The following is a 20760-nucleotide window of genomic DNA, read 5'->3' on the forward strand; positions in this document are numbered from 1 at the left end:
GCAGCGCATCGCCTACTCCATAAGCGGCGACCAGGCCGGGTCGGAGCCGTAGGTCGGCGTCTTCACGAGCTGCTCGTTGTAACCGGTCAGATCGATCGAATAAAGCTGCGGACCGCCCGACCCCGCCGCCTGGCGGAAGAACATCAGCACGCGGCCGTTCGGCGCCCAGGTCGGGCCCTCATTGTGGAAGCCGGTCGTCAGGATGCGCTCGCCGGAACCATCCGGCTTCATCACGCCGATCGAGAACTTGCCGCCGGCCTGTTTGGTGAAGGCGATAAGATCGCCGCGCGGCGACCAGACCGGCGTCGAATAGGAGCCGTCGCCGAAGGAAATACGGGTCTGGCCCGAGCCATCGGCATTCATCACATAGATCTGCGGCTTTCCGCCTCGGTCGCTTTCGAAGCTGACACGCGCACCATCCGGCGAATAGGAGGGCGAAGTATCGATCGCCGCCGTCGAGGTCAACCGCGTCGTCGTGCGCGAGCGCAGGTCCATCGTATAGATGTTGGAATTGGCATCCTGCTGCAGGCTCATGATCACCTTCTGCCCATCCGGCGAAAAGCGCGGCGAGAAGGTCATGCCGGGGAAATTGCCGACGACCTCGCGCTGCCCGGTTTCGAGCTGCAGCAGGTAGACCCGCGGCTGCTGGTTGGCAAAGGACATGTAGGTCACTTCCTGCCGGCTCGGCGAGAAGCGCGGCGTCAGCACGAGATCGCTGCCATCCGTCAGCATTCGCACGTTGAAGCCGTCCTGATCCATGATCGCCAGCTGGCGCTTGCGCTGCTGCTTGGTGCCGGATTCGGAGACGAAGACGACACGGGTGTCGAAATAACCTTCCTCACCGGTGATCTGCTTGTAGATCGCATCGGCGATGATGTGAGCCACACGGCGCCAGTTCTCCGGCTGCGTATAGAATTGCTGACCGGTCATCTGCTGTCCGGCAAATGTATCCCACAGGCGGAATTCGGCACGAAGGCGGCCATCCGCTTCCTTGGTAACCCGGCCGGTGACCAACGCCTGGGCATTGATGACCTTCCAGTCCTCGAAGCGCGGCGAAGCGTCGGGATTAGAAATCTTCTCGATGAAGGCGGTTTTGTTGATGGGTGCGAAGAGACCGGACCGCTGCAAGTCGGCGGCGATGACTTGCGAGACCTGCGCGCCCATGTCGCCCTGGAAATCAGTCACCGCGATCGGAAGCGGCTGGATATTACCCTTGTTGATATTGATCTCGACAAGCGCGTTCGCCGGAGTCGTAAAGACTGCGGCCCCGACTAGACCGGCAACGACCATCAGGGCGCGGATGAGGGAACACTTGACCATATCAAAACAAGCCTTTCAGCACTTTATAGGTTCAGTTGGCTGGCGTCGAAGTACAAAACGACTTCCTTCCAGGCATCGTATTTATCTTTTGGAAGCATCGCGTAAGGAGCTGCACGGACAATTGCGCGAAGAGCTGCGTCGGTAATGATTTTACGTGTACGTTCGCTGCCACCACTGACCTCCGCGTCGGGAGTTCCGATAATGCGACCGTCCCTATCGAGGCGCACACGGAACCTTAAATGAACGCTGGCGGCATCCTTCAGGCCCGCAGGAAGGACAAAACGATTTGTGATGGCATTTCGCATCGCATCGATGACGGGCATACTTAAAATCTTTGCTTTTGAGTCAGTTTTTTCCCGACTCATCGCCTCCGCATGTCCATCAGGCGGCAGTGAGAAAGCAGCCATTAACATCGTCAACGCCCCGATAGACTTTGCGAAATGGGATAAGCTACTCAACATTTAGATTCCCAGATCGCTGGCATCGAAGTTGAGATCCAGCTCGTTCCAGCCATTTTCTCCCTCATATTTGTCTGCAGGCAAATTTTTGAGAGGAGATGATTTCATAACAGCGCGGTAGACACTGCTCTTGAGTGCTTGACGTGTTGAATCCGGCCCGCCTGAAGCAATGACCTCGGGATCGCCAACGACATTACCGGCCGGATCAAGTTGAACACGAACCTTAAGATGAACCTCGTTAGCGCCCGCCAACCCGGAAACAACCGTCCAGTTGCCAGAGATCTGGCCGCGTACGGCATCAATCTCGCTCTGGCTAAGTGCAGCACCACCATTGCTCTTCTTCGCACCAAGCGATGCTTCCTGCGTCGAACGCTTAGCACCTCCAGCGGAAGGATCGGTCTTATTCAGCAGCGCAGCAACCTCGTCGGCATTGAAGTCGCTCTTCATCGATGAGGCGGATTTCGCCGTTTCCTGCTTCTTGTCCGCCTTCTTCTTGTCGGTCGGTGTGTCGGCGGTCTTCGGCTGATCCGCAGTCTTTTCCGGCGGCTTTTCGACGGGCTTCTGTGGTTCCGGCGGCTTCACCTGCGGCTTGGCGACAGGCGTCGGTACATTGTCCGGCAGCGCCTCGGCATCGGGCTTCGGCGGCTCCTCCGGCTTGGCCTGTTCTTCCAGCGGTTTTTCCTCGGGCTTCGGCGGCGTCACTTCGACAGGCTTCGGCGGCGGAATTGAAGCGACCTCCTTCGGCTGCTCGACTTCCGTTTCCTCCTTGACGATCTCCTTGACGTCATTCGGCTTAGGATCGATCTTCGGCATCGGCTTGTCGCTCGAATTCGCCGCGGCAGCCTCAGTATTACTGGGTTTGGCGTTCGGGACGGGCGGCGTTTTCAGGTCGACATTGTTGTCGCCGGCATTCTCCGCCGGCTGCGGGATCGGCGGCCGCGTCGTCGGCACGGGCGCGGAAGTCTCCTTCTTCGGAGCCTTCTTGTCGCCTTGCTGCATCTGTGTGATGGATTCCACCGGCACGAGATCGACCGGCATCGCCTCGAAATCCTCTACCTTGAAGGATTCCGGAGCGCCGAGCGATACCATCGCCCAGGTTAGCACCAGGCCGTGCAAAACAGCAGATGTGATGACACTGGCCTTCATTTTGCGCGCTATTGGTCCTTCTTCTGCTGCGTCACGAGGCCGATATTCTTGAAGCCTGCGCCCTGAATACGGGCCATGACATCGGCGATGACGCCATAAGGCGCGGTCGCATCGCCGCGCACGAAGATACGTTCGTTATAGCCGGTCGTGGCGATCGCCTCGAGCTTGGCGGCGATCTCCGCGGCCGGGATCGGCGTTTCCTGCAGGAACACCTCGCCGTCATTCTTGACGGAAATGGTGATCGGCTGCGTCTCGGAATTCAGCGCCTTGGCCTGCGTTTCCGGCAGGTCGATCGGCACGCCGACAGTCATCATCGGTGCCGCAACCATGAAGATGATCAAAAGCACCAGCATGACGTCGACGAGCGGCGTCACGTTGATTTCAGAAATCACGGCCCTGTTCCGACCGCCGCGACGACGGCGTCCGCCGCCCCCGCCGCCATTGCCTCCAACAGCCATACCCATGTCAGTATACTCCGTTGGTTATTGAGCGGCAGCGCGCGGCTGCAGTTTCTCGTCGATCTGGCGCGAAAGTATGGCGGAGAATTCATCCGCGAAACCTTCCATGCGGCCCGAGAGCTTGCCGGCATCGGCAGAGAACTTGTTGTAGGCGATAACCGCCGGGATAGCGGCGACCAGACCGATCGCAGTGGCAAGCAGCGCTTCGGCGATACCGGGCGCAACCACCGCAAGGTTGGTCGACTTCGAACCGGCAATCGCCTGGAACGAAGTCATGATGCCGACGACCGTACCGAAGAGACCGATGAACGGACCGGCCGAGCCGATGGTCGCGAGCGATCCCAGGCGGGCGCCGAGAAATTCGGTCTCACGGGCAAGCGTCACGTCCATCGCGCGGTCGATGCGCATCTGCAGGCCGATCGGTGAGCGGGCGCCGCGTTCGAAGGATTTCTTCCACTCGCGCATCGCGGCCACGAAGATCGCCGCGAGCCCTGTATTGTTGCGCTCCGACAGCGAGCGGTAGAGTTCTTCCAGCGACTGGCCCGACCAGAACACCTGTTCGAACTTGTCGAACTGGCGCCGTGCGCGGCCATAGGCCAGGTATTTGTCGATGACGATCGCCCACGTCCACACCGAGGCCGCGATCAGCCCGAGCATGACGAGCTTGACGACGATGCCGGCCTGCATGAAAAGCGACCAGAGGCTGACGTCCGTCGTTGCTGCTGCCAATCCTACTTGTTCCATTGGTCCAAAATCCCCGAATCCAAACGCCCGGTGCTGGACCGGGCGGCACAAACTGATCTCGCAAGAAGTGTCCGGCGGCCGCCGCCCAAAGCCCTGGTCAAACTTCCAAGCTCATCTTCCGCCTTCTTGCCGTCAAATTTGGTCAAAGGAAGGCGTGCACCGCACAAACTCCGACTTTCCCAGTAAGACACTATTATGGTTAATAGATCGTTAGTGCCGGACTGTGACAGTAAGCCTGTGTTTGGAAGATTTCGTTCCATGGATTACTTGACCAGAGCAAGGTCCGGCTGCCGAAAGAGCGCTCATCCTGCGGCGCGGGAATTCCTTCACACAAAACTCAAGTTCTGACAAGACTCGATTTTCCGACAATTCGGACTATAGCGGCATGCTGCCTTCCAGGAATTTCACCGCCAGTGTTTCCGGCAGCCGCCTCGGCCGCCCCCGGGCGTTGATGACGGCGATGATCACCTTGGCGGCGATCAGCAGCGTCTCGCCCGAGCGAATCTGCTGATTGAGCACCATCTTGGCGCCTCCGGCTTTTTCCGTATGCGTCAGAATCGTCAGCACATCGTCCATACGCGCCGGGCTCTTGAAGTCGATCTCCATGCGGTGAACGACGAAAACCAGCCCCTCCTCATCGGCGCTGACGAGTTCGCGCTGCTCGACGCCGAGGCAGCGCAGATAATCGGTGCGGCCACGCTCCAGGAAATGCAGGTAGCGGGCGTGATAGACCAGGCCGGAGAAGTCCGTATCTTCATAATAGACCCGCTGCACGAGCCGGTGTCCGGCCTCCGTCAGCTCTCCCGAAATGGAAAAAGCGCGTTCCGTCATAATTTTCTCCAAACTGAGGTGCCCTGTTTGGCGCAACGCTTCCGGACAGGCAAGCATTGAATGATTGTCACAATTCCTAACTATTCCCGATAATGAGCGACTAATCAGGAGACGATGCGATGAAGATTGCGGTTATGGGCGGAGACGGTTTCATTGGTTGGCCAACGTCGCTGCATCTCTCCGATGCCGGTCACGACATCCATATCCTCGACAATCTCTCGCGCCGCTGGATCGACACCGAACTCGGCGTTCAGTCGCTGACCCCGATGGATTCGATCCAGGAGCGCACCCGCATCTGGCATGCTGAAACCGGGCGCCGCATCCACTTCAATCTGATCGATCTCGCCAAGGATTACGAACTCCTGAAGAACTGGCTTTCCGAACATCGCCCGGATGCCGTCATCCATTTCGCCGAGCAGCGGGCCGCGCCCTATTCGATGAAGAGCGACCGCCACAAGAACTACACCGTCAACAACAATGTCAGCGCCACGCACAACCTGCTGAACGCGCTGACGGAACTCAATCTCGATACCCATCTCATCCATCTCGGCACCATGGGTGTCTACGGCTATTCGACAGTCGGCGCGGCAATCCCCGAGGGCTATCTGCCGGTCGGCATCGAGACTGCGGGCGGCGAGACGGTCAGCCAGGAGATCCTCTATCCCTCCAATCCCGGCTCGATCTATCACATGACCAAGTGCCTGGATCAGCTTCTCTTCCAGTTCTACGCGAGGAATGATGGTCTCAGGATCACCGATCTGCACCAGGGCATCGTCTGGGGCACACACACCGAGCAGACGCGCCGCCACGCGCAGCTGATCAATCGTTTCGACTATGACGGCGATTATGGCACGGTACTGAACCGCTTCCTCATCCAGGCGGCGATCGGCTATCCGCTGACGGTGCACGGCACCGGCGGCCAGACCCGCGCCTTCATCCACATCCAGGATTCGGTGCGCTGTATCGAGCTGGCACTGAAAAACCCGCCGGCCCGCGGCTCCCGCGTCGAGATCTTCAACCAGATGACGGAGACCCACCGGGTGCGCGACCTTGCCGAGATGATCGCCAGGATGAGCGGCGCCAAGATTGCCTGGCTGCCCAACCCGCGCAAGGAAGCCGCCGAGAACGAGCTGATCGTCCGGAACGAAAAATTCCGCGATCTCGGCCTCGAACCGATCACGCTAGAAGCCGGCCTGCTCGGCGAGATCGTCGACGTCGCGAAGAAGTTCGCCTATCGCGTCGATCGCTCGCGCGTGCCGGCCGTCTCCGCCTGGACCAAGGGCATCGCCGCGACGATCAATCACGATCCGGAAGGCAAGCGGCTGAAGTCGGTGTCGTGAGTGCTGAGAGATGACGAAGGCTAGGAAGGCCGCGGCTTGCTCCCTCTTCTCCCCAGCGGGGAGAAGGTGGCCCGAAGGGTCGGATGAGGGGGCCGCACGGCACGCCGCTCATTGCCCATCGCTTGCGCTCCGTGCATTCGCTCCTGTCGTCGCTCACCCCCTCAACCGCCTGCCGGCACCTTCTCCCCGCTGGGGAGAAGAGACGTGTAGCAACGCATTGCCGTCTCTCCTTAGCCGGCGCAAGATATATCGGGGCAGCGGAATCCGATGAACCGCTCGTCCGTCTTCGCCTACGTCACACTCGTCACCAATGCCGATTACGCCATGGGCGCGACCGCGCTTGCCCGCTCCCTACGCCGAACCGGCACCGGGGCCGACATCGTCATTCTCCATACCGGCGGTGTCGACAAAACCATTCTCGCATCCATCGAAGCGCTCGACTGCCGCCTGGTCGAGGTCGAGCACCTGCCGCTCTCTGCCGCCTTCAACGAGCGCCACGCCCGCGGTCAGCTCCATTCGACAGCTCCTTTCACCAAGGGCCGCAAGCCGGATTTTCATTCGCCGCTCGACAATTTCTGCAAGCTCAGGCTCTGGCAGCTCGTCGAATACCAGCGCTGCGTCTTCGTCGACGCCGACGCCCTCGTGCTGAAGAACGTCGACAGGCTCTTCCTCTATCCGGAATTTTCCGCCGCCCCCAATGTCTACGAAAACCTCGCCGATTTCCGCCGGATGAATTCCGGCGTCTTCGTCGCCACGCCCTCGCATGACACGTTCCGGCACATGCTCGAAAGGCTCGACAGGCCGAACGCCTTCTGGCGGCGCACCGATCAGACCTTTCTCGAGACGTTCTTCCCGGATTGGCACGGCCTGCCGGTTTATTTCAACATGCTGCAATATGTATGGTTCACCATGCCGGAGCTTTGGGACTGGAAGAGCATTTCGATCCTGCATTACCAGTATGAAAAACCGTGGGAAAAGGATCATCCCAAGACAGCGAGACTACAACCTTTGATCGATCTGTGGCATCGTTTCCACGATGGCGGCGATGTGCCTGAGATCACGACGCTGGACAATCCGGAAGGGGCAGCATGAAGGTACTGGTATCGGGTGGAACGGGTCTCGTCGGCCGGTATGTCGTCGAGGAACTGCTGGCCGCTGGATATCAGGTGATCGTCGGCGGGCGCCGCGCGCCGCTGCCCCGCCTCTTCTCCCGCCCGGTCGAGTTCGCAGCGCTTTCTCTCGATCCCGACAAGGATCAGATCGACGTCTTCGACGACGCCTATTTCTTCGTCCATGCCGCTTTCAGCCATGTCCCGGGTAAATATCGCGGCGGCGAGGGCGACGACCCGAAGACCTTCCACAGGTTGAACCTCGACGGCACCGTCCGGCTTTTCGAAGCCGCCAAACGCGCCGGCACGCGCCGTTGCGTCTTCCTGTCCAGCCGCGCCGCCTACGGCGAACATCCCGAGGCAACCGAACTGACGGAGACGATGCTGGCCAAGCCCGAAACACTCTACGGCCAGGTCAAGCTCGATGCCGAACGCGCGCTTGCCCATCTCTCCACGCCGGGTTTTGCCGGCGTAAGCCTGAGGCCGACCGGCGTCTATGGCGATCTCTCGCCGAACAAATGGGACGGCCTGATCGCCGATTACCTCGCCGGCCGGCCGGTTACTGCCCGCCTGGGAACGGAAGTTCACGGCCGCGACCTCGGTCGGGCGGTGAGGCTCATGCTGGAGACGGAAAGCACCCGCATCTCCGGCGAGGTCTTCAATGTCTCGGACATGTCAGTCGACACGCGCGATATCCTTTCATCCATCCGCCGCGAGACGGGCTGTCGGCACGCATTACCGGCCCCTGTCGATAACGTCGCGATCAATCCCATGAGCACTGCGAAAATCCGCGCGCTCGGCTGGGCGCCCGGCGGAGCCCCTCTGTTCGAGGAGACGATGCAGCGGCTGGCCGCTGCGCTTCCCGAATTCCCAAGACACAGGTCCACGCAAGTCTGACGTTGCAGAATGTGCCCGAATCGCAATCGGGGCCTGAATTAAAAATCGGGGAATTGTTCATGCAGGTCGCAACCACGTCTGCCTCCATCATCTTGCGCGGCGCGTCTTCGACGGCAGCCCTATCCGCCCCAGGAAGCGAGACTGATCAAGGCGTGCTGAAGCTGCAGCGCGCCACACAGGCGCTGCAGCAGATGCGCCAGACCCTGGCGAACTCAGGAGACGAGGCCAAGGCGAAGGCGCAACGCAGGCTCGAGGAGGCAAAACAGGAGTTGGAGATGCTGCGCAGCTCCAACATGGCTCCTGAAGTGGTCGCCCGGCTGGCCGCCGAACTGGCGCGCAAGGTCGGCACCGCCGCCTCCGAATTCGCATCATCGGTCGCGACCGGCAGCCCGGCAACGGCTGTTCCAATGGATGCAACCACGGGCGCTGCGGCCATCGCAACGAGCGGGGGCGCTGCTGCGCTGACGGATACTTCAGGAGAAACTGCGGCCGGCGAGACCGGCTCGCAGGAACCGGACGCCGCCGCCAACGCCCGCAAAGCCTATGCGAGCGTCGCCGAGGATGCCCCGAAATTCTCAGGAATCTCGGCCGATGATCGCGAAACGATGGAAGAGTTCAAGGCGGTCGTTCGCGAACTCAAGCAAGTGCTCGAAAAGGCGATGCGCGAGTTGCGGCAGCAGGACCGGCAGGCCGGGGCCAATATGGCAGGCTTCTCCATCGCCACGGCGACAATACCGACAAGCATCGTCGTCTGACGACCGCTGCCGCCGGCGGGCGAGGCGTGAAACCAACGTGATACCGTCGCATCCGGCATTTGCATCGGACATCCAGCCGTCTATGCTCGGTCAAATCTCTCAACCGGCAGATCCAATGACCGCGAAAGAATTGAAAGCGCAGCTGCGCGACGAACGGCTGTCCGCACGCGACGCCATCCCCGCCGAGAAACGCGCCTCCAAAAGCCTCGCAATGGCCGACCATGCCGGCGAGGCCGTCGGTTTTGCGCTGGATACGATCGTCTCCGGCTTCCTGCCGATTCGTTCAGAAGCCGATCTCAGGCCGCTGATGGCGCGCTTTGCCGTGCGCGGTGCGCGGCTCTGCGTGCCGGCGATCCTCGATCGGCAGACCATCGTCTTTCGCGAGCTGGCGGAAGGTGCGCCCCTCATCGATACCGGCTTCGGCACGGTCGGCCCCGGCTCGGATGCCGCCATTCTTGATCCCGAGATCATGCTGGTGCCGCTTTCGGCCTTCGATGCCCGCGGCCACCGCATCGGCTACGGCGCCGGCCACTACGACCGCGCCATCAGCCGGCTAAGGCAAAAAGGCCTGCATCCAAAGCTGATCGGCATTGCATTCGACTGCCAGGAAGTGGCACATGTGCCCGACGAGCCGCACGACATAAGCCTGGATGCCATCCTGACAGAAAGCGGCCTTCGCTTTTTTGCCTCTTGGATTGGATAGGGAATGCGGCTGCTTTTTCTGGGTGACATGGTCGGCAAGACGGGACGCACGGCGGTATGGGACCGCCTCCCCGGCCTGGTTTCCGACCTCAAGCTCGATTTCGTCATCGTCAACGGCGAGAACGCCGCCGGCGGCTTCGGCATCACCGAGGATATCTTTCTGGAAACGATCAATGCCGGCGCCGATGTGGTGACGACAGGCAATCACGTCTGGGACCAGAAGGAAGCCGTCGCTTTTGCCGGCCGCCACGATCAATTCCTGCGTCCCGCCAACTATCCCCAAGGCACGCCCGGCCGCGGCTCCGGCCTTTTCTATGCCAGGAACGGCGCGCGTGTGCTCGTTGCCAACGTCATGGGCCGGGTCTTCATGCATCCGGAACTCGACGACCCCTTCAAATCGGCGGAGGTCATCCTCGACGCGTGCCCGCTGAAGGAGCAGGCCGACGCGATCATCTTCGATTTCCATGCCGAGGCGACCAGCGAGAAGCAGTGCTTCGGCCACTTCGTCGACGGCCGCGCCAGCTTCGTCGTCGGCACCCACACGCATGTACCGACCGCCGACGCACAGATCCTGAACGGCGGCACCGCCTATATGTCAGATGCCGGCATGTGCGGCGACTACGACTCCTCCCTCGGCATGGACAAGGAGGAACCGCTCAACCGCTTCATCTCCAAGATGCCGAAGGGCCGCATGGAAGCCGCCAACGGCCCCGCGACGATCTGCGGCGTCGGCGTGGAGATTTCGGATACGACGGGACTTGCAGAAAAGATCGCGCCGCTCCGGCTCGGCCCGCGGCTGGCCGAAACTCTGCCGGAGTTCTGGCGGTAACAGGCGACGCGCGGCCGTCCAACACGCAATTGTGAGCATCCTCGGTCTGGACCCCTGCGGCCTCATGCCGCATCCTCCCCGCCACTCGCGCATAACCCCGAAAATCGGGATCGATTTTCGGAAAGGATTATGCGCCGATTGAAGGGTGATAGAGCGCCGGAGGGGTGGCATGAAGCCGCGATATCTTGTCCTCGCTATCGCATGCCTTGCGGCCTTCGCCGCGCCGAATCTTGCCGGGGCACAAGAGCAGCGGCCGCCGGTCAGCCAGTGCCAGGCAATCGCGCAAACCATCCCCAAGGTGACCTTCGCAAGTTTTTCCGGCGCTCTGCCGCTGATGCCTGCCGCCTCCGAGGGCGAGGATGTCAAGCTCACCTTCCTCGGCCACTCCACCTTCGCGATCGAGACCCCGGGCGGCATCGTCATCGCGACAGACTATAATGGCTGGTACAGGCCGGCGACGATGCCCGACGTCGTGACCATGAATAAGGCCCACTCGACCCACTTCACCTTGGCGCCCGATCCGGGCATCAAGCACGTACTGCACGGGTGGAGCGATGTTCCGGAAGAGAAGGCCAATGTCAATCTCGTCGTCGGCGATGCCTATATCCGCAACGTCACGACAGATATCCGCTTCAGCTATGGCCTCGGCGGCTCGCACGAGAACGGCAATTCCATCTTCATTTTCGAGATCGCCGGCCTTTGCGTTGGCCATCTCGGCCATCTGCATTACGAGCTGACGGATACCCATTATACCGAAATCGGCCGGCTCGACATCGTCATGGTCCCCGTCGATGGCGGCCTGACCATGGGCGCCGACAGCATGAGCCGCGTCATCAAACGGCTCCGCTCGTCGTTGATCCTGCCGATGCACCGGCGCGGCCCGCCGGTCGAAGCCTTCGTCTCGATGTTCGGCAAGGATTTCGACGTCGCCCATGCGCCCGATGTCAGCATCACCGTCTCGATGCGCACTCTGCCGAAAAAGCCGCTGATCTATGTGTTGAAGGGCGTGCAGTAAAAAGGCCCGGCAGTTTTCCTTCTACAGCGTCCTTTGCGCGTCTTTTCAGACGCGCAAAGGACGCTGTAGCACTTTGAATTGCTGCATAGGAGCAATGCGCGTCAAGCGAACTGCAGATGGCGCTTGATGCCGACATCCGGCATCTTGTCGTCGTCGAGATTGGCCTTGGCGATCTCCCAGCCGAATTTCAGCTTGTTACCCGTGGAAACCCAGATCTCGGCATCGTCGACATGGAGGGACAGCATGGTGAGCTTGGGGTCCTTCTTGCCGCCGTCATACCAGGCCGCGACGATCGAGCTCCAGTATTCCTCGATCTTGGAAGGGTCAGGATGCACCTCGATCACGCCGGCAAGGCAGGCGTGATAGTCGTGATCCTTGCCGATGACACAGAAATGCGCGCGGCTGCCGGGCTTGATGGCGCGCACGATGTCGGCGTCGGTCTTGGTGTAGAACCAGATGGTGTTGGTGGTGGGATCGGCATGCGGCGCCATCGGCTGCATGTGCATGTCCAGTCCGGAAATTCCGAGCATGCCGGCATGAACATCGTTGACCTGATCCCAGAGCTGACGTGCTGGATGTTCCTGCGCCTCGCTGAGACTTGCCATGACCGTTCCTTTCCGTTGGATGGAGTTCGGTTGAAACGTCATCCCCTCGCCTTTGTTCCGAACTGCTTTTTCCTTGAACGGGTGCCGTTTCGCTCTTATAAGGCGGCCCATTCCGAACAATGAGACGTGAACAGGGGTGCCATGGCTGGCCATTCACAGTTTAAAAACATCATGCACCGCAAAGGCCGTCAGGATGCCGTGCGGTCGAAAATGTTCTCCAAGCTTGCGCGCGAAATCACCGTTGCCGCCAAGGCCGGCCTGCCCGACCCTACGATGAACGCCCGCCTTCGCCTGGCGATCCAGAACGCCAAGGCCCAGTCCATGCCGAAGGACAATATCGACCGTGCCATCAAGAAGGCAGCCGGTGCCGACGGCGAAAACTATGATGAAGTCCGCTATGAGGGCTACGGCCCCGGCGGCACGGCGATCATCGTCGAGGCCCTGACCGACAACCGCAACCGCACCGCCTCCAACGTTCGCTCGAGCTTCACCAAGGCCGGCGGCGCGCTTGGCGAAACCGGTTCTGTGTCCTTCTCCTTCGACCATGTCGGCGAAATCACCTACAAGCTTTCGGTTGGCGATGGCGATAAGGTGATGGAAGCCGCGATCGAAGCCGGCGCTGACGACGTCGAGACCGACGAAGACGGCCACTACATCACCTGTGCCTTCGAAGCCCTCGGCGAAGTGGCGAAAGCGCTGGAAGCGAGCCTCGGCGAAGCCGAAACCGTCAAGGCAGTCTGGCGCGCCCAGAACAACGTGCCGGTCGACGAGGAAAAGGCCCAGTCGCTGATGAAGCTCATCGACAGCTTGGAAGACGACGACGACGTGCAGAACGTCTATTCCAACTTCGAAGTCTCGGAAGAAGTGCTGGCCAAGCTCTCCGCCTGATTTTTTCGAGCGGTCTCAAATAAAAACCCGGCTGCGAGGCCGGGTTTTTTCGTTGATGAGCCCGGCTCAAGGCGTTGTACGTAAACCCTACGCGGCGGCCCGCATGAAATTTCCCAATCCCGCAAAAAGCTCCACCGACCTCAGCCGCGCCTCGATATCGTGGATCGGCATCGAGATGATCACCTCGTCGGCCTGCGTTTCCTGCAGAAACTCCGTCAGTTTCGCCTCCGCCGTCTTCGGCGAGCCGACCACGGCATAACGCAGCGTGTGTTCGACATTCATCTTTTCCATCGGCGACCAGAAGTCCGCCATATCGGCCACCGGACGCGGGAACGGGCCGCGGACATTGCGGCGCAGATTGACGAACTGCTGCTCTGCGGAAGTGAAATGGTAGCGTGCCTCCTCATCCGTCGCCGCCACCGCGCCCATCACGCCGACCATCACATGCGGCTTGTCGAGCGTCGCCGAGGGCTGGAAGCGGTCGCGATAGATCGCGATCGCATCGAGCAGCATGTCGGGCGCGAAATGCGAAGCGAAGGCATAGGGAAGCCCCAGCATGCCAGCAAGCTGGGCACTGTAGAGGCTGGAGCCGAGCAGCCAGATCGGGATATGTGAGCCATTGCCGGGAACCGCGAGGATCGCCTGGTTCTCGACCGGCGTATCGAGAAGTTGCTGCAGTTCCACCACGTCGTTGGGGAAGCTGTTTGCGCCAGCCTCGAGGTTGCGCCGTAGCGCCTGTGCCGTGCGCATATCCGTTCCCGGTGCGCGCCCGAGGCCGAGATCGATACGGCCGGGGAAGAGTGCCTCCAGCGTGCCGAACTGCTCGGCGATGACCAGCGGCGAATGATTGGGCAGCATGATGCCGCCGGAACCGATGCGGATGCGCTTGGTCGCGGCCCCGACATGGCCGATAACGACGGCGGTGGCGGCGCTGGCGATCCCCGGCATGCCGTGATGTTCGGCAAGCCAGAAGCGCTTGTAACCGAATTCCTCGGCTTTTTGTGCCATCCGCGCCGAGCCATCGAGGGACTGGCGCACGGTGCTGCCTTCGGCAACGGGGGAAAGGTCGAGTATGGAGAAGGGAACCATTGGAAACCTGCCGGGCAGTTGAACGATGCCGTCTATGTAGGTTCGCGCCCGCACCATTCCAAACGATGCGCGCAAACAAAATGGCCGCGCGGGCGCGACCCTTCAGCAATGTCACAAGCGATAATTTACCGATGACGGCGCAGCACATGCACCTCGGCGCTCGGCTGGTGGTGGCCGGGCGGCAGCGTGAAATTGCCGAGCTGGCGGTCCATTTCCAGGGCTTCCGTCGCCAGCCGGTGGATCGCCGCCGTCGTCTCTTCGACCATCGAGGCGTTCTGCTGCGTCATCGCGTCGAGTTCGGCGACGGCGCTATTGATCTCGCGCAGCGTATTGGCCTCCTCGCGGGTCGCACTCATGATCTCATTGATCTGCCCGTTGATCGCTTCGACATGGGCGCCGATGCCCGTCAGGGCAACGCCCGCCTTTTCCACAAGCGTAACGCCGCTTTCGACCTCATGCGTCGATTTCTGCAGCAGGCTGGAAATCTCCTTGGCCGCACTCGACGAACGCTGGGCCAGCTCGCGCACTTCCATGGCGACGACGGCAAACCCCTTGCCGGATTCACCGGCGCGCGCCGCCTCGACGCCGGCATTGAGCGCCAGGAGGTTGGTCTGGAAGGCGATGTCGTCGATCACGGAGATGATCGTGTTGATCTGGCGCGAGGAGGCCTGGATTGCCTCCATTGCCGCGATCGTCTCGCGCATGATCTGGCCTGAGCCGGTCGTCTCCTTCTTGGCGTCGCGGGCGATGCGCTCGGCCTGCTCGGCCCGCTCGATCTGCCGGCGGACCGACTGTGTGATGGCACTGATCGCATTCGCCGTCTCGGTGATCGAGCCAGCCTGGCGCTCGGTGCGTCCGGCAAGTTCGTCGGCGCCGGTGCGCATCTCCTCGGAGCCGGCGCGCACCGCCATCGAGTTGCCGCCGATCGCCGTCATGGTTTCGCTAAGTGTCGCCAACGCCTCGTTGAAATTGACGCGCAGGCTTTCGAGCTCGTTCGGGAAGCGGGTATCGATCTGATAGGCGAGATCGCCGTTCGCCAGATGATGCAGGCCCTCGTCAATCGCCTCGACCACCTGCTGCAGCGTCTTGGCCTCGGCCTCGCGCTCGGCCAGATTCTGCTGGCGGTCATGCTCGGCCTGCAGGCGCGTCTCTTCGCTGGCGGCTTCGAGTTCGCGGCTTTCGATCAGCGAGTGGCGAAAGCGGTCGAGCGCGTTGGCCATCGTGCCGATCTCATCCTTGCGGTTCAGGCTGCCGACCTCGCTGTCGAGCTTGCCGTCGGCGACATCGCGGGTGACGCCGGCAAGACGTGCCAGCGGCGAAAACAGCAAATTGGTGACCAGCCCGGTGGCGACCGCCATGACGACGAGCACGCCGATGCCGATCATCGTCAGCAAAGTGGCGATTTCGATCGAGCCGGCATTGAGCTCGCTCAACAGCACACTCTCGACCACGAGGAAGCGGTCGCCGCGATAGTCGATGCCGCGGACATAGGCACGAGCCGCTCCGTCCGCCCGGTCGAAATCGGCAACCGTCATCGCCGAACTGGCAAGCGCGCTCTTGATGAAGGTGAAGGGCGTCGCATCGAGCGTCGCAAGCTTGCCGCTTCCGTCGAGGCCGATGGCGGAACCATCGCCGGAGACGATCGCCGCCCGCGCCGTGCTGCCTTTGACGATGCCCTTGGCGAGGATGCCGGTGACGATATCGTCGCGCACCTTGAAGAGGATGATGCCCTTGGCCGCCCCAAGCTTGACGATCGGTACGGCATAGAAGATCGCCGACTTGCCGCTGCCGGCATCGACGCGAAGGCCGGAAAAGCCTGTCGGCGCGGCGTCATCGGTCGCCTTGGCGGTATTCTCGATCGCCTTGGCGAAAGCGATGCCGGCGCCGGTCGCCTTCCAGGCGTCCGACTTCAGATTTTCGGCGAAATCATCTTCCTTCTTATAGGAATAGAGCACGGTACCCTCGAGATCGACGATCAGCAGATCGCTGAAGGCAGTATCCTCAAGGTCGCGGGCGACTTCGCCCTGCGTCTTTTCGTGGCTCGAATAATAAAAGCCACTCGGCCCTTCCGGCTTGATGAGCTTCTCGCGCTGGTCGGCGGGGTTGGGGTTGCCCGCTATGAAAACCTTCTTCAGCTCGGCACGGGCATCGCCCGCGGTCTTCTCGATGGTCTTCCAGCCGCTCTTCAGATTGGTGATCGACATCTGCAGCGCCTCGATGCGCGCGATGGAATTGGCCTGATTTTCAAGCTGCGTCAGCTGGTCCTGCAGCATGTCGCCGCGAAAGATCAGCACGCTTTCCTTTGCCTTCAGCGCCTGCTCGTCGGAAATGCGGCTGCTGGCGAAATAGGCAAGCACATCGATGACCGCGATCGACAGCACGGTCAGCAGAATGAATGTGGCGATGACCTTAAAGGACAGGGATTGAAATCTCCGAGCCATGTACGACGAACCCCTTCTGAACGCACCTGCCAAGCGCGGGCACGCACCGCATGCCTGATCAACTGGCCTATAAACAGAACATCGGGGGCTTAAATCCTCGCGAAAAGAAGCCCCTCTCGTATTCGATGACTAGATTTCAAGCATCTGTTTTAATTCGCGGTAAATGGCGGGGCCGAAATCCGGAACGTTTTTGTTTTGTTCACATATCAATGGCAGTTATTTCGCAATGGCTATAGGTTGAACCATGCAAAATACGATTCGCATCGTCGGTATCGATCCCGGGCTTCGCCGCACCGGCTGGGGAATCATCGAGACATCAGGCAATTCCCTGCGGTTTGTGGCATCCGGAACCGTGACCTCCGATGGTGACATGGACCTTGCCTCCCGCCTTTGTCAGCTGCACGATGGCCTGGCGGAGATTGTCCACAGCTATAAGCCGGATGAGGCCGCCGTCGAACAGACCTTCGTCAACAAGGATGCGGTGGCGACCTTGAAACTTGGCCAGGCCCGCGGCATCGCTATGCTGGTGCCGGCGCGTGCCGGGTTGCCGGTCTCCGAATATGCCCCGAACGCCGTGAAGAAGGCCGTCATCGGCGTCGGCCACGGCGAAAAGCAGCAGATCCACATGATGCTGAAGATCCTGATGCCGAAGGTCGAATTCAAGGGCAACGACGCCGCCGACGCCTTGGCGATCGCCATCTGCCATGCGCATAATCGCGGCAGCAACCGAATGCGGCAGGCATTGGCCGGATAGCTTGTTCTTGACTTGTTCCATGGGTAAGGATAATTCTTACTTTGAAGGAGCAACAAGATGCGGGTTACGTCCAAAGGCCAGGTCACCATTCCTCGTGATCTCAGGGAACTTGTCGGCATCGAGGCCAATAGCGAGGTCATTTTCTCGATAGAGGGCGGCAAGCTCGTTCTCTCGCCGAAGAACGGCAAGCAGGAGATCGAGGATCGGGGCCGCCTGGATCGTTTTATACAGACGATCCGTCGTCTCGAGGGCACTGGCGATCAGGAGATCGATGCCGAAGACCTTATGTCGATGACCCGTGATCGCTGATGGCCACACTTGTCGATACGAACATACTTGTCGATCTGGCCGTGGTCGGTTCGGACTGGCACGGTTGGTCGCGTCGAAAGATGCTTGACGTCTTCAAAGACGGTCCCGTCCTCATAAACCCGATCATCTACTCCGAATTTTCCGTTCGGTACGACGACGTGGACGAAGTCGATCGGCTGCTGCCGCAGGATGAATTCCGCCGCGAGAATCTGCCTTGGCCGGCTGCATTCGCCGCTGCTGCGGCCTTCCGGCTTTACCGTCGCGCCGGCGGTGGGCGCGAACGGGTATTGCCCGATTTCTTCATCGGCGCGCATGCGGCGATAAGGGGCTACAGAATTTTGACCCGCGATCCCAGCGGATACCGCTCCTATTTCCCCTCCGTTGACCTTATAACCCCCGAAACGCATCCTTGAGAGACCGCGCCCCATGATCGGCAAGCTGAAAGGCACCATAGACGAGATCGGCGAAGACTATGTGCTCGTCGATGTGCACGGCGTCTGCTACGTCGCCTATTGCTCGGCCCGCACCCTGTCGAAAATCGGCTCGGCAGGCGAGGCCTGCGTGCTGTTCATCGAGACCTATGTGCGCGAGGACCAGTTGAAGCTCTTCGGTTTCATGACCGCGCTGGAGCGGGAATGGTTCAACCTGCTCCAGAGCGTCCAAGGCGTCGGCGCCAAGGTGGCGCTCGCCGTGCTCTCGACGCTGACGCCAGGCGAACTTGCCAATGCCATTGCCCTGCAGGACCGCGCCGCCGTCTCGCGTGCGCCGGGCGTCGGTCCGAAAGTGGCGATGCGCCTCGTCACCGAGCTCAAGAACCGGGCGCCGGCCTTTGCCGGGGAAGCGATCAATATCGCCCTCAAGCAGGAACTCGGCGAAGGCGTCGCGGCCGCGCCTGTCGCCGATGCGGTTTCCGCGCTGACCAACCTCGGCTATTCCCGCGACCAGGCGGCAAATGCGATTGCTGCGGCAATGAAGACGGCCGGCGAAGGTGCCGACAGCGCCAAGCTGATCAGGCTGGGATTGAAGGAATTGGGGCGGTGAAAAGCCGGAAAAGCGATGATGGGATGTCGAGGCAGCGGTTTTTTGGTGTATTGGTGTGACAGGTTTCAAAACGGAATGAGAGCATGAGCGAACCCGCCCGCCTGATATCGCCGGAAAAGCGGGGCGAAGACCTTGATATCACGTTGCGCCCGCAATCGCTGGACGAATTCACCGGCCAGGCGGAGGCGCGCGCCAATCTCAAGGTCTTTATCGAGGCGGCGAAAAACCGCGGCGAAGCGCTGGACCATGTGCTCTTCGTCGGTCCGCCCGGCCTCGGCAAGACGACGCTGGCGCAGATCATGGCCAAAGAGCTCGGCGTCAATTTCCGCTCGACGTCGGGCCCTGTTATCGCCAAGGCCGGCGATCTCGCTGCCCTGCTCACCAATCTCGAGGAGCGCGACGTGCTCTTCATCGACGAAATCCATCGCCTCAATCCCGCCGTCGAGGAAATCCTCTATCCGGCCATGGAAGATTTCCAGCTCGACCTCATCATCGGGGAAGGGCCTGCCGCTCGCTCGGTGAAGATCGACCTGTCGAAATTCACGCTGGTGGCGGCCACCACCCGCCTCGGCCTGTTGACGACGCCGCTGCGTGACCGCTTCGGCATTCCGGTGCGCCTGAGCTTCTACACCGTCGAGGAGCTGGAACTGATCGTGCGCCGCGGCGCGCGGCTGATGAACCTGCCGATCACCGAGGAGGGCGCCCGCGAGATCGCAAGACGCGCCCGCGGCACCCCGCGCATCGCCGGCCGGCTTCTGCGGCGCGTGCGCGACTTCGCCGAGGTGGCAAGGGCGGAAGCCGTCACCCGCGAGATCGCCGACGAGGCGCTGACCCGCCTGCTGGTCGACAATGTCGGCTTCGACCAGCTCGACAAACGTTACCTCAACATGATCGCCGTCAACTTCGGCGGCGGTCCAGTCGGCATCGAAACCATTGCCGCCGGTCTTTCCGAGCCACGCGACGCGATCGAGGACATCATCGAGCCCTACATGATCCAGCAAGGTTTCATCCAGCGCACGCCACGCGGCCGTGTTCTGACCGCAATCGCGTGGAAACATCTGGGAATGCAACCGCCCAAGGATATGGAGGCTGCGCAGTTCCGGCTGTTCCAGGAGGACAACTGAGTGATCACCCGCCGCGGATTTTTCAAGGTTCTGGGCGGCGGTGTCGCAGGCCTCATGTCGCTCGGTGGTTACGCCTTCGCCTATGAACCGCTCGCGCGGCTCGCTATCACCCGCTACCAGCTGACGCCGCCGGGATGGACCCCGGGGCTCAAGCTGCGCGTCGTGGCGCTCGCCGATCTCCATGCCTGCGAACCCTGGATGTCGGCAAGCCGCATTGCCACGATCTGCCACAGGGCGAATGAACTTGAAGGCGACGTCACCGTCCTGCTCGGCGATTATGCCGCCGGCATGAACATGGTGACGCAGTACGTGCATTCGAGCCAATGGTCGAAGGCGCTCGCCACCTTGCAGGCCCCTCTCGGCGTCCATGCGGTCATGGGCAACCATGATTGGTGGGAGGATAGGACCGCCCAGAAGAACGGCGGGATGGAAACATTCGGACACCGGGCCCTCGCCGACGCCGGCATCTCGGTCTATGGCAACCGCGCCGTTCGGCTCGAAAAGGAGGGCCGCGGCTTCTGGCTGGCAGGCCTCGAAGATCAACTGGCGCTTCTGCCCGGCCGGAAATGGCGTCGCACGCATATGCGCGGCCTTGACGATCTCGATGGAACGATGGCTCAGGTCACGGACGATGCGCCCGTCATTCTGCTCGCTCATGAGCCCGATATCTTTCCGCGGGTGCCCGAGCGTGTCTCGCTGACGCTATCGGGCCACACCCACGGCGGACAGATTCGCCTCCTCGGCCGTTCGCCGATCGTCCCCTCGCGGTACGGCAACCGCTACGCCTATGGCCATATGATCGAGGAGGGGCGTAATATCATCGTTTCCGGCGGCCTCGGCTGCTCCATCGCACCGGTGCGCTTCGGCGTGCCGCCGGAAATTGTCGTCATCGATCTTGGATAAGA

At 61.2% G+C, this 20760-nt stretch carries 23 protein-coding genes; 14 read left to right on the plus strand and 9 right to left on the minus strand.

Annotation, left to right across the window (positions count from 1 at the left end; genetic code table 11):
* Positions 1-12: 12 nt before the first annotated feature.
* The 6 genes from tolB to ybgC form a co-directional block, all read right to left on the minus strand.
* A complete protein-coding gene (tolB, locus tag RlegSU303_RS18920; RefSeq protein WP_065281168.1) occupies positions 13-1320 on the minus strand; it encodes a Tol-Pal system beta propeller repeat protein TolB in 1308 nt (435 codons plus the stop codon).
* Between the two features lie 23 nt (positions 1321-1343).
* Positions 1344-1733: a hypothetical protein gene (locus RlegSU303_RS18925; RefSeq protein ID WP_231283272.1), complete on the minus strand. Its 390-nt coding sequence runs from the start codon at positions 1731-1733 to the stop codon at positions 1344-1346.
* 48 nt (positions 1734-1781) lie between these two features.
* A complete protein-coding gene (locus RlegSU303_RS18930) occupies positions 1782-2924 on the minus strand; it encodes a hypothetical protein (RefSeq protein WP_168279772.1) in 1143 nt (380 codons plus the stop codon).
* Positions 2925-2932: 8 nt separating this feature from the next.
* Positions 2933-3388: a protein TolR gene (gene tolR, locus RlegSU303_RS18935; RefSeq protein WP_003542730.1), complete on the minus strand. Its 456-nt coding sequence runs from the start codon at positions 3386-3388 to the stop codon at positions 2933-2935.
* An 18-nt stretch (positions 3389-3406) separates the two neighbouring features.
* Positions 3407-4126, minus strand: coding sequence for a protein TolQ (gene tolQ, locus RlegSU303_RS18940; RefSeq protein ID WP_003542733.1), 720 nt, complete (start codon positions 4124-4126; stop codon positions 3407-3409).
* 375 nt (positions 4127-4501) lie between these two features.
* The gene (gene ybgC, locus RlegSU303_RS18945; RefSeq protein ID WP_131709814.1) at positions 4502-4957 is read right to left on the minus strand and encodes a tol-pal system-associated acyl-CoA thioesterase; all 456 of its coding nucleotides are present in this window, start codon (positions 4955-4957) and stop codon (positions 4502-4504) included.
* A 119-nt stretch (positions 4958-5076) separates the two neighbouring features.
* On the opposite strand from ybgC, the gene RlegSU303_RS18950 reads away from it, so the two are divergent.
* From RlegSU303_RS18950 to RlegSU303_RS18980, 7 genes are all read left to right on the plus strand, one after another.
* Positions 5077-6297 carry an NAD-dependent epimerase/dehydratase family protein gene (locus RlegSU303_RS18950; protein ID WP_168279771.1) on the plus strand — a complete coding sequence of 407 codons (1221 nt, stop codon included), beginning with the start codon at positions 5077-5079 and terminating at the stop codon, positions 6295-6297.
* Positions 6298-6564: 267 nt separating this feature from the next.
* Positions 6565-7389 (plus strand): glycosyltransferase, encoded by an 825-nt coding sequence (locus tag RlegSU303_RS18955; RefSeq protein ID WP_168279770.1) that lies wholly within the window; start codon positions 6565-6567, stop codon positions 7387-7389.
* The gene (locus tag RlegSU303_RS18960; RefSeq protein ID WP_231283273.1) at positions 7386-8303 is read left to right on the plus strand and encodes an NAD-dependent epimerase/dehydratase family protein; all 918 of its coding nucleotides are present in this window, start codon (positions 7386-7388) and stop codon (positions 8301-8303) included. The genes RlegSU303_RS18955 and RlegSU303_RS18960 overlap by 4 nt, the downstream gene beginning before the upstream one ends.
* A gap of 59 nt (positions 8304-8362) precedes the next feature.
* Positions 8363-9058, plus strand: a complete 696-nt coding sequence (locus RlegSU303_RS18965; protein WP_168279769.1) for a hypothetical protein — start codon at positions 8363-8365, stop codon at positions 9056-9058.
* 115 nt (positions 9059-9173) lie between these two features.
* Positions 9174-9761 (plus strand): 5-formyltetrahydrofolate cyclo-ligase, encoded by a 588-nt coding sequence (locus tag RlegSU303_RS18970; RefSeq protein WP_017961989.1) that lies wholly within the window; start codon positions 9174-9176, stop codon positions 9759-9761.
* Between the two features lie 3 nt (positions 9762-9764).
* Positions 9765-10589, plus strand: coding sequence for a TIGR00282 family metallophosphoesterase (locus tag RlegSU303_RS18975; protein WP_017961990.1), 825 nt, complete (start codon positions 9765-9767; stop codon positions 10587-10589).
* Positions 10590-10758: 169 nt separating this feature from the next.
* Positions 10759-11604 carry an MBL fold metallo-hydrolase gene (locus RlegSU303_RS18980; protein WP_168279768.1) on the plus strand — a complete coding sequence of 282 codons (846 nt, stop codon included), beginning with the start codon at positions 10759-10761 and terminating at the stop codon, positions 11602-11604.
* Between the two features lie 101 nt (positions 11605-11705).
* Here RlegSU303_RS18980 and RlegSU303_RS18985 read toward each other — a convergent pair whose 3' ends face one another.
* Positions 11706-12209 carry a pyridoxamine 5'-phosphate oxidase family protein gene (locus RlegSU303_RS18985; RefSeq protein WP_012758860.1) on the minus strand — a complete coding sequence of 168 codons (504 nt, stop codon included), beginning with the start codon at positions 12207-12209 and terminating at the stop codon, positions 11706-11708.
* Positions 12210-12350: 141 nt separating this feature from the next.
* On the opposite strand from RlegSU303_RS18985, the gene RlegSU303_RS18990 reads away from it, so the two are divergent.
* The gene (locus RlegSU303_RS18990) at positions 12351-13097 is read left to right on the plus strand and encodes a YebC/PmpR family DNA-binding transcriptional regulator (RefSeq protein WP_017961993.1); all 747 of its coding nucleotides are present in this window, start codon (positions 12351-12353) and stop codon (positions 13095-13097) included.
* An 87-nt stretch (positions 13098-13184) separates the two neighbouring features.
* Here the strand turns inward: RlegSU303_RS18990 and RlegSU303_RS18995 are convergent, their stop codons facing one another.
* Together RlegSU303_RS18995 and RlegSU303_RS19000 are read right to left on the minus strand one after the other, a co-directional pair.
* Positions 13185-14186, minus strand: coding sequence for an LLM class flavin-dependent oxidoreductase (locus tag RlegSU303_RS18995; RefSeq protein WP_017961994.1), 1002 nt, complete (start codon positions 14184-14186; stop codon positions 13185-13187).
* 125 nt (positions 14187-14311) lie between these two features.
* The gene (locus tag RlegSU303_RS19000) at positions 14312-16627 is read right to left on the minus strand and encodes a methyl-accepting chemotaxis protein (protein WP_231283274.1); all 2316 of its coding nucleotides are present in this window, start codon (positions 16625-16627) and stop codon (positions 14312-14314) included.
* 244 nt (positions 16628-16871) lie between these two features.
* Between RlegSU303_RS19000 and ruvC the strand changes: the two genes are divergently transcribed.
* From ruvC to RlegSU303_RS19030, 6 genes are all read left to right on the plus strand, one after another.
* A complete protein-coding gene (gene ruvC / locus RlegSU303_RS19005) occupies positions 16872-17381 on the plus strand; it encodes a crossover junction endodeoxyribonuclease RuvC (RefSeq protein WP_003542749.1) in 510 nt (169 codons plus the stop codon).
* Positions 17382-17438: 57 nt separating this feature from the next.
* On the plus strand, positions 17439-17690 hold the full coding sequence (locus RlegSU303_RS19010) for an AbrB/MazE/SpoVT family DNA-binding domain-containing protein (RefSeq protein ID WP_017961997.1): 252 nt from the start codon (positions 17439-17441) through the stop codon (positions 17688-17690).
* Positions 17690-18103, plus strand: a complete 414-nt coding sequence (locus RlegSU303_RS19015; protein ID WP_017961998.1) for a type II toxin-antitoxin system VapC family toxin — start codon at positions 17690-17692, stop codon at positions 18101-18103. Before RlegSU303_RS19010 ends, RlegSU303_RS19015 begins: the two co-directional genes overlap by 1 nt.
* A gap of 13 nt (positions 18104-18116) precedes the next feature.
* Positions 18117-18731, plus strand: a complete 615-nt coding sequence (ruvA, locus tag RlegSU303_RS19020) for a Holliday junction branch migration protein RuvA (protein ID WP_017961999.1) — start codon at positions 18117-18119, stop codon at positions 18729-18731.
* 83 nt (positions 18732-18814) lie between these two features.
* The gene (gene ruvB / locus RlegSU303_RS19025) at positions 18815-19855 is read left to right on the plus strand and encodes a Holliday junction branch migration DNA helicase RuvB (RefSeq protein WP_003552548.1); all 1041 of its coding nucleotides are present in this window, start codon (positions 18815-18817) and stop codon (positions 19853-19855) included.
* Positions 19856-20758: a metallophosphoesterase gene (locus RlegSU303_RS19030; protein WP_168279766.1), complete on the plus strand. Its 903-nt coding sequence runs from the start codon at positions 19856-19858 to the stop codon at positions 20756-20758.
* Positions 20759-20760 lie beyond the last annotated feature (2 nt).

Source organism: Rhizobium sp. SU303 (assembly GCF_021052345.1).
In the GTDB taxonomy this organism is placed as follows: Bacteria; Pseudomonadota; Alphaproteobacteria; order Rhizobiales; family Rhizobiaceae; genus Rhizobium; species Rhizobium laguerreae.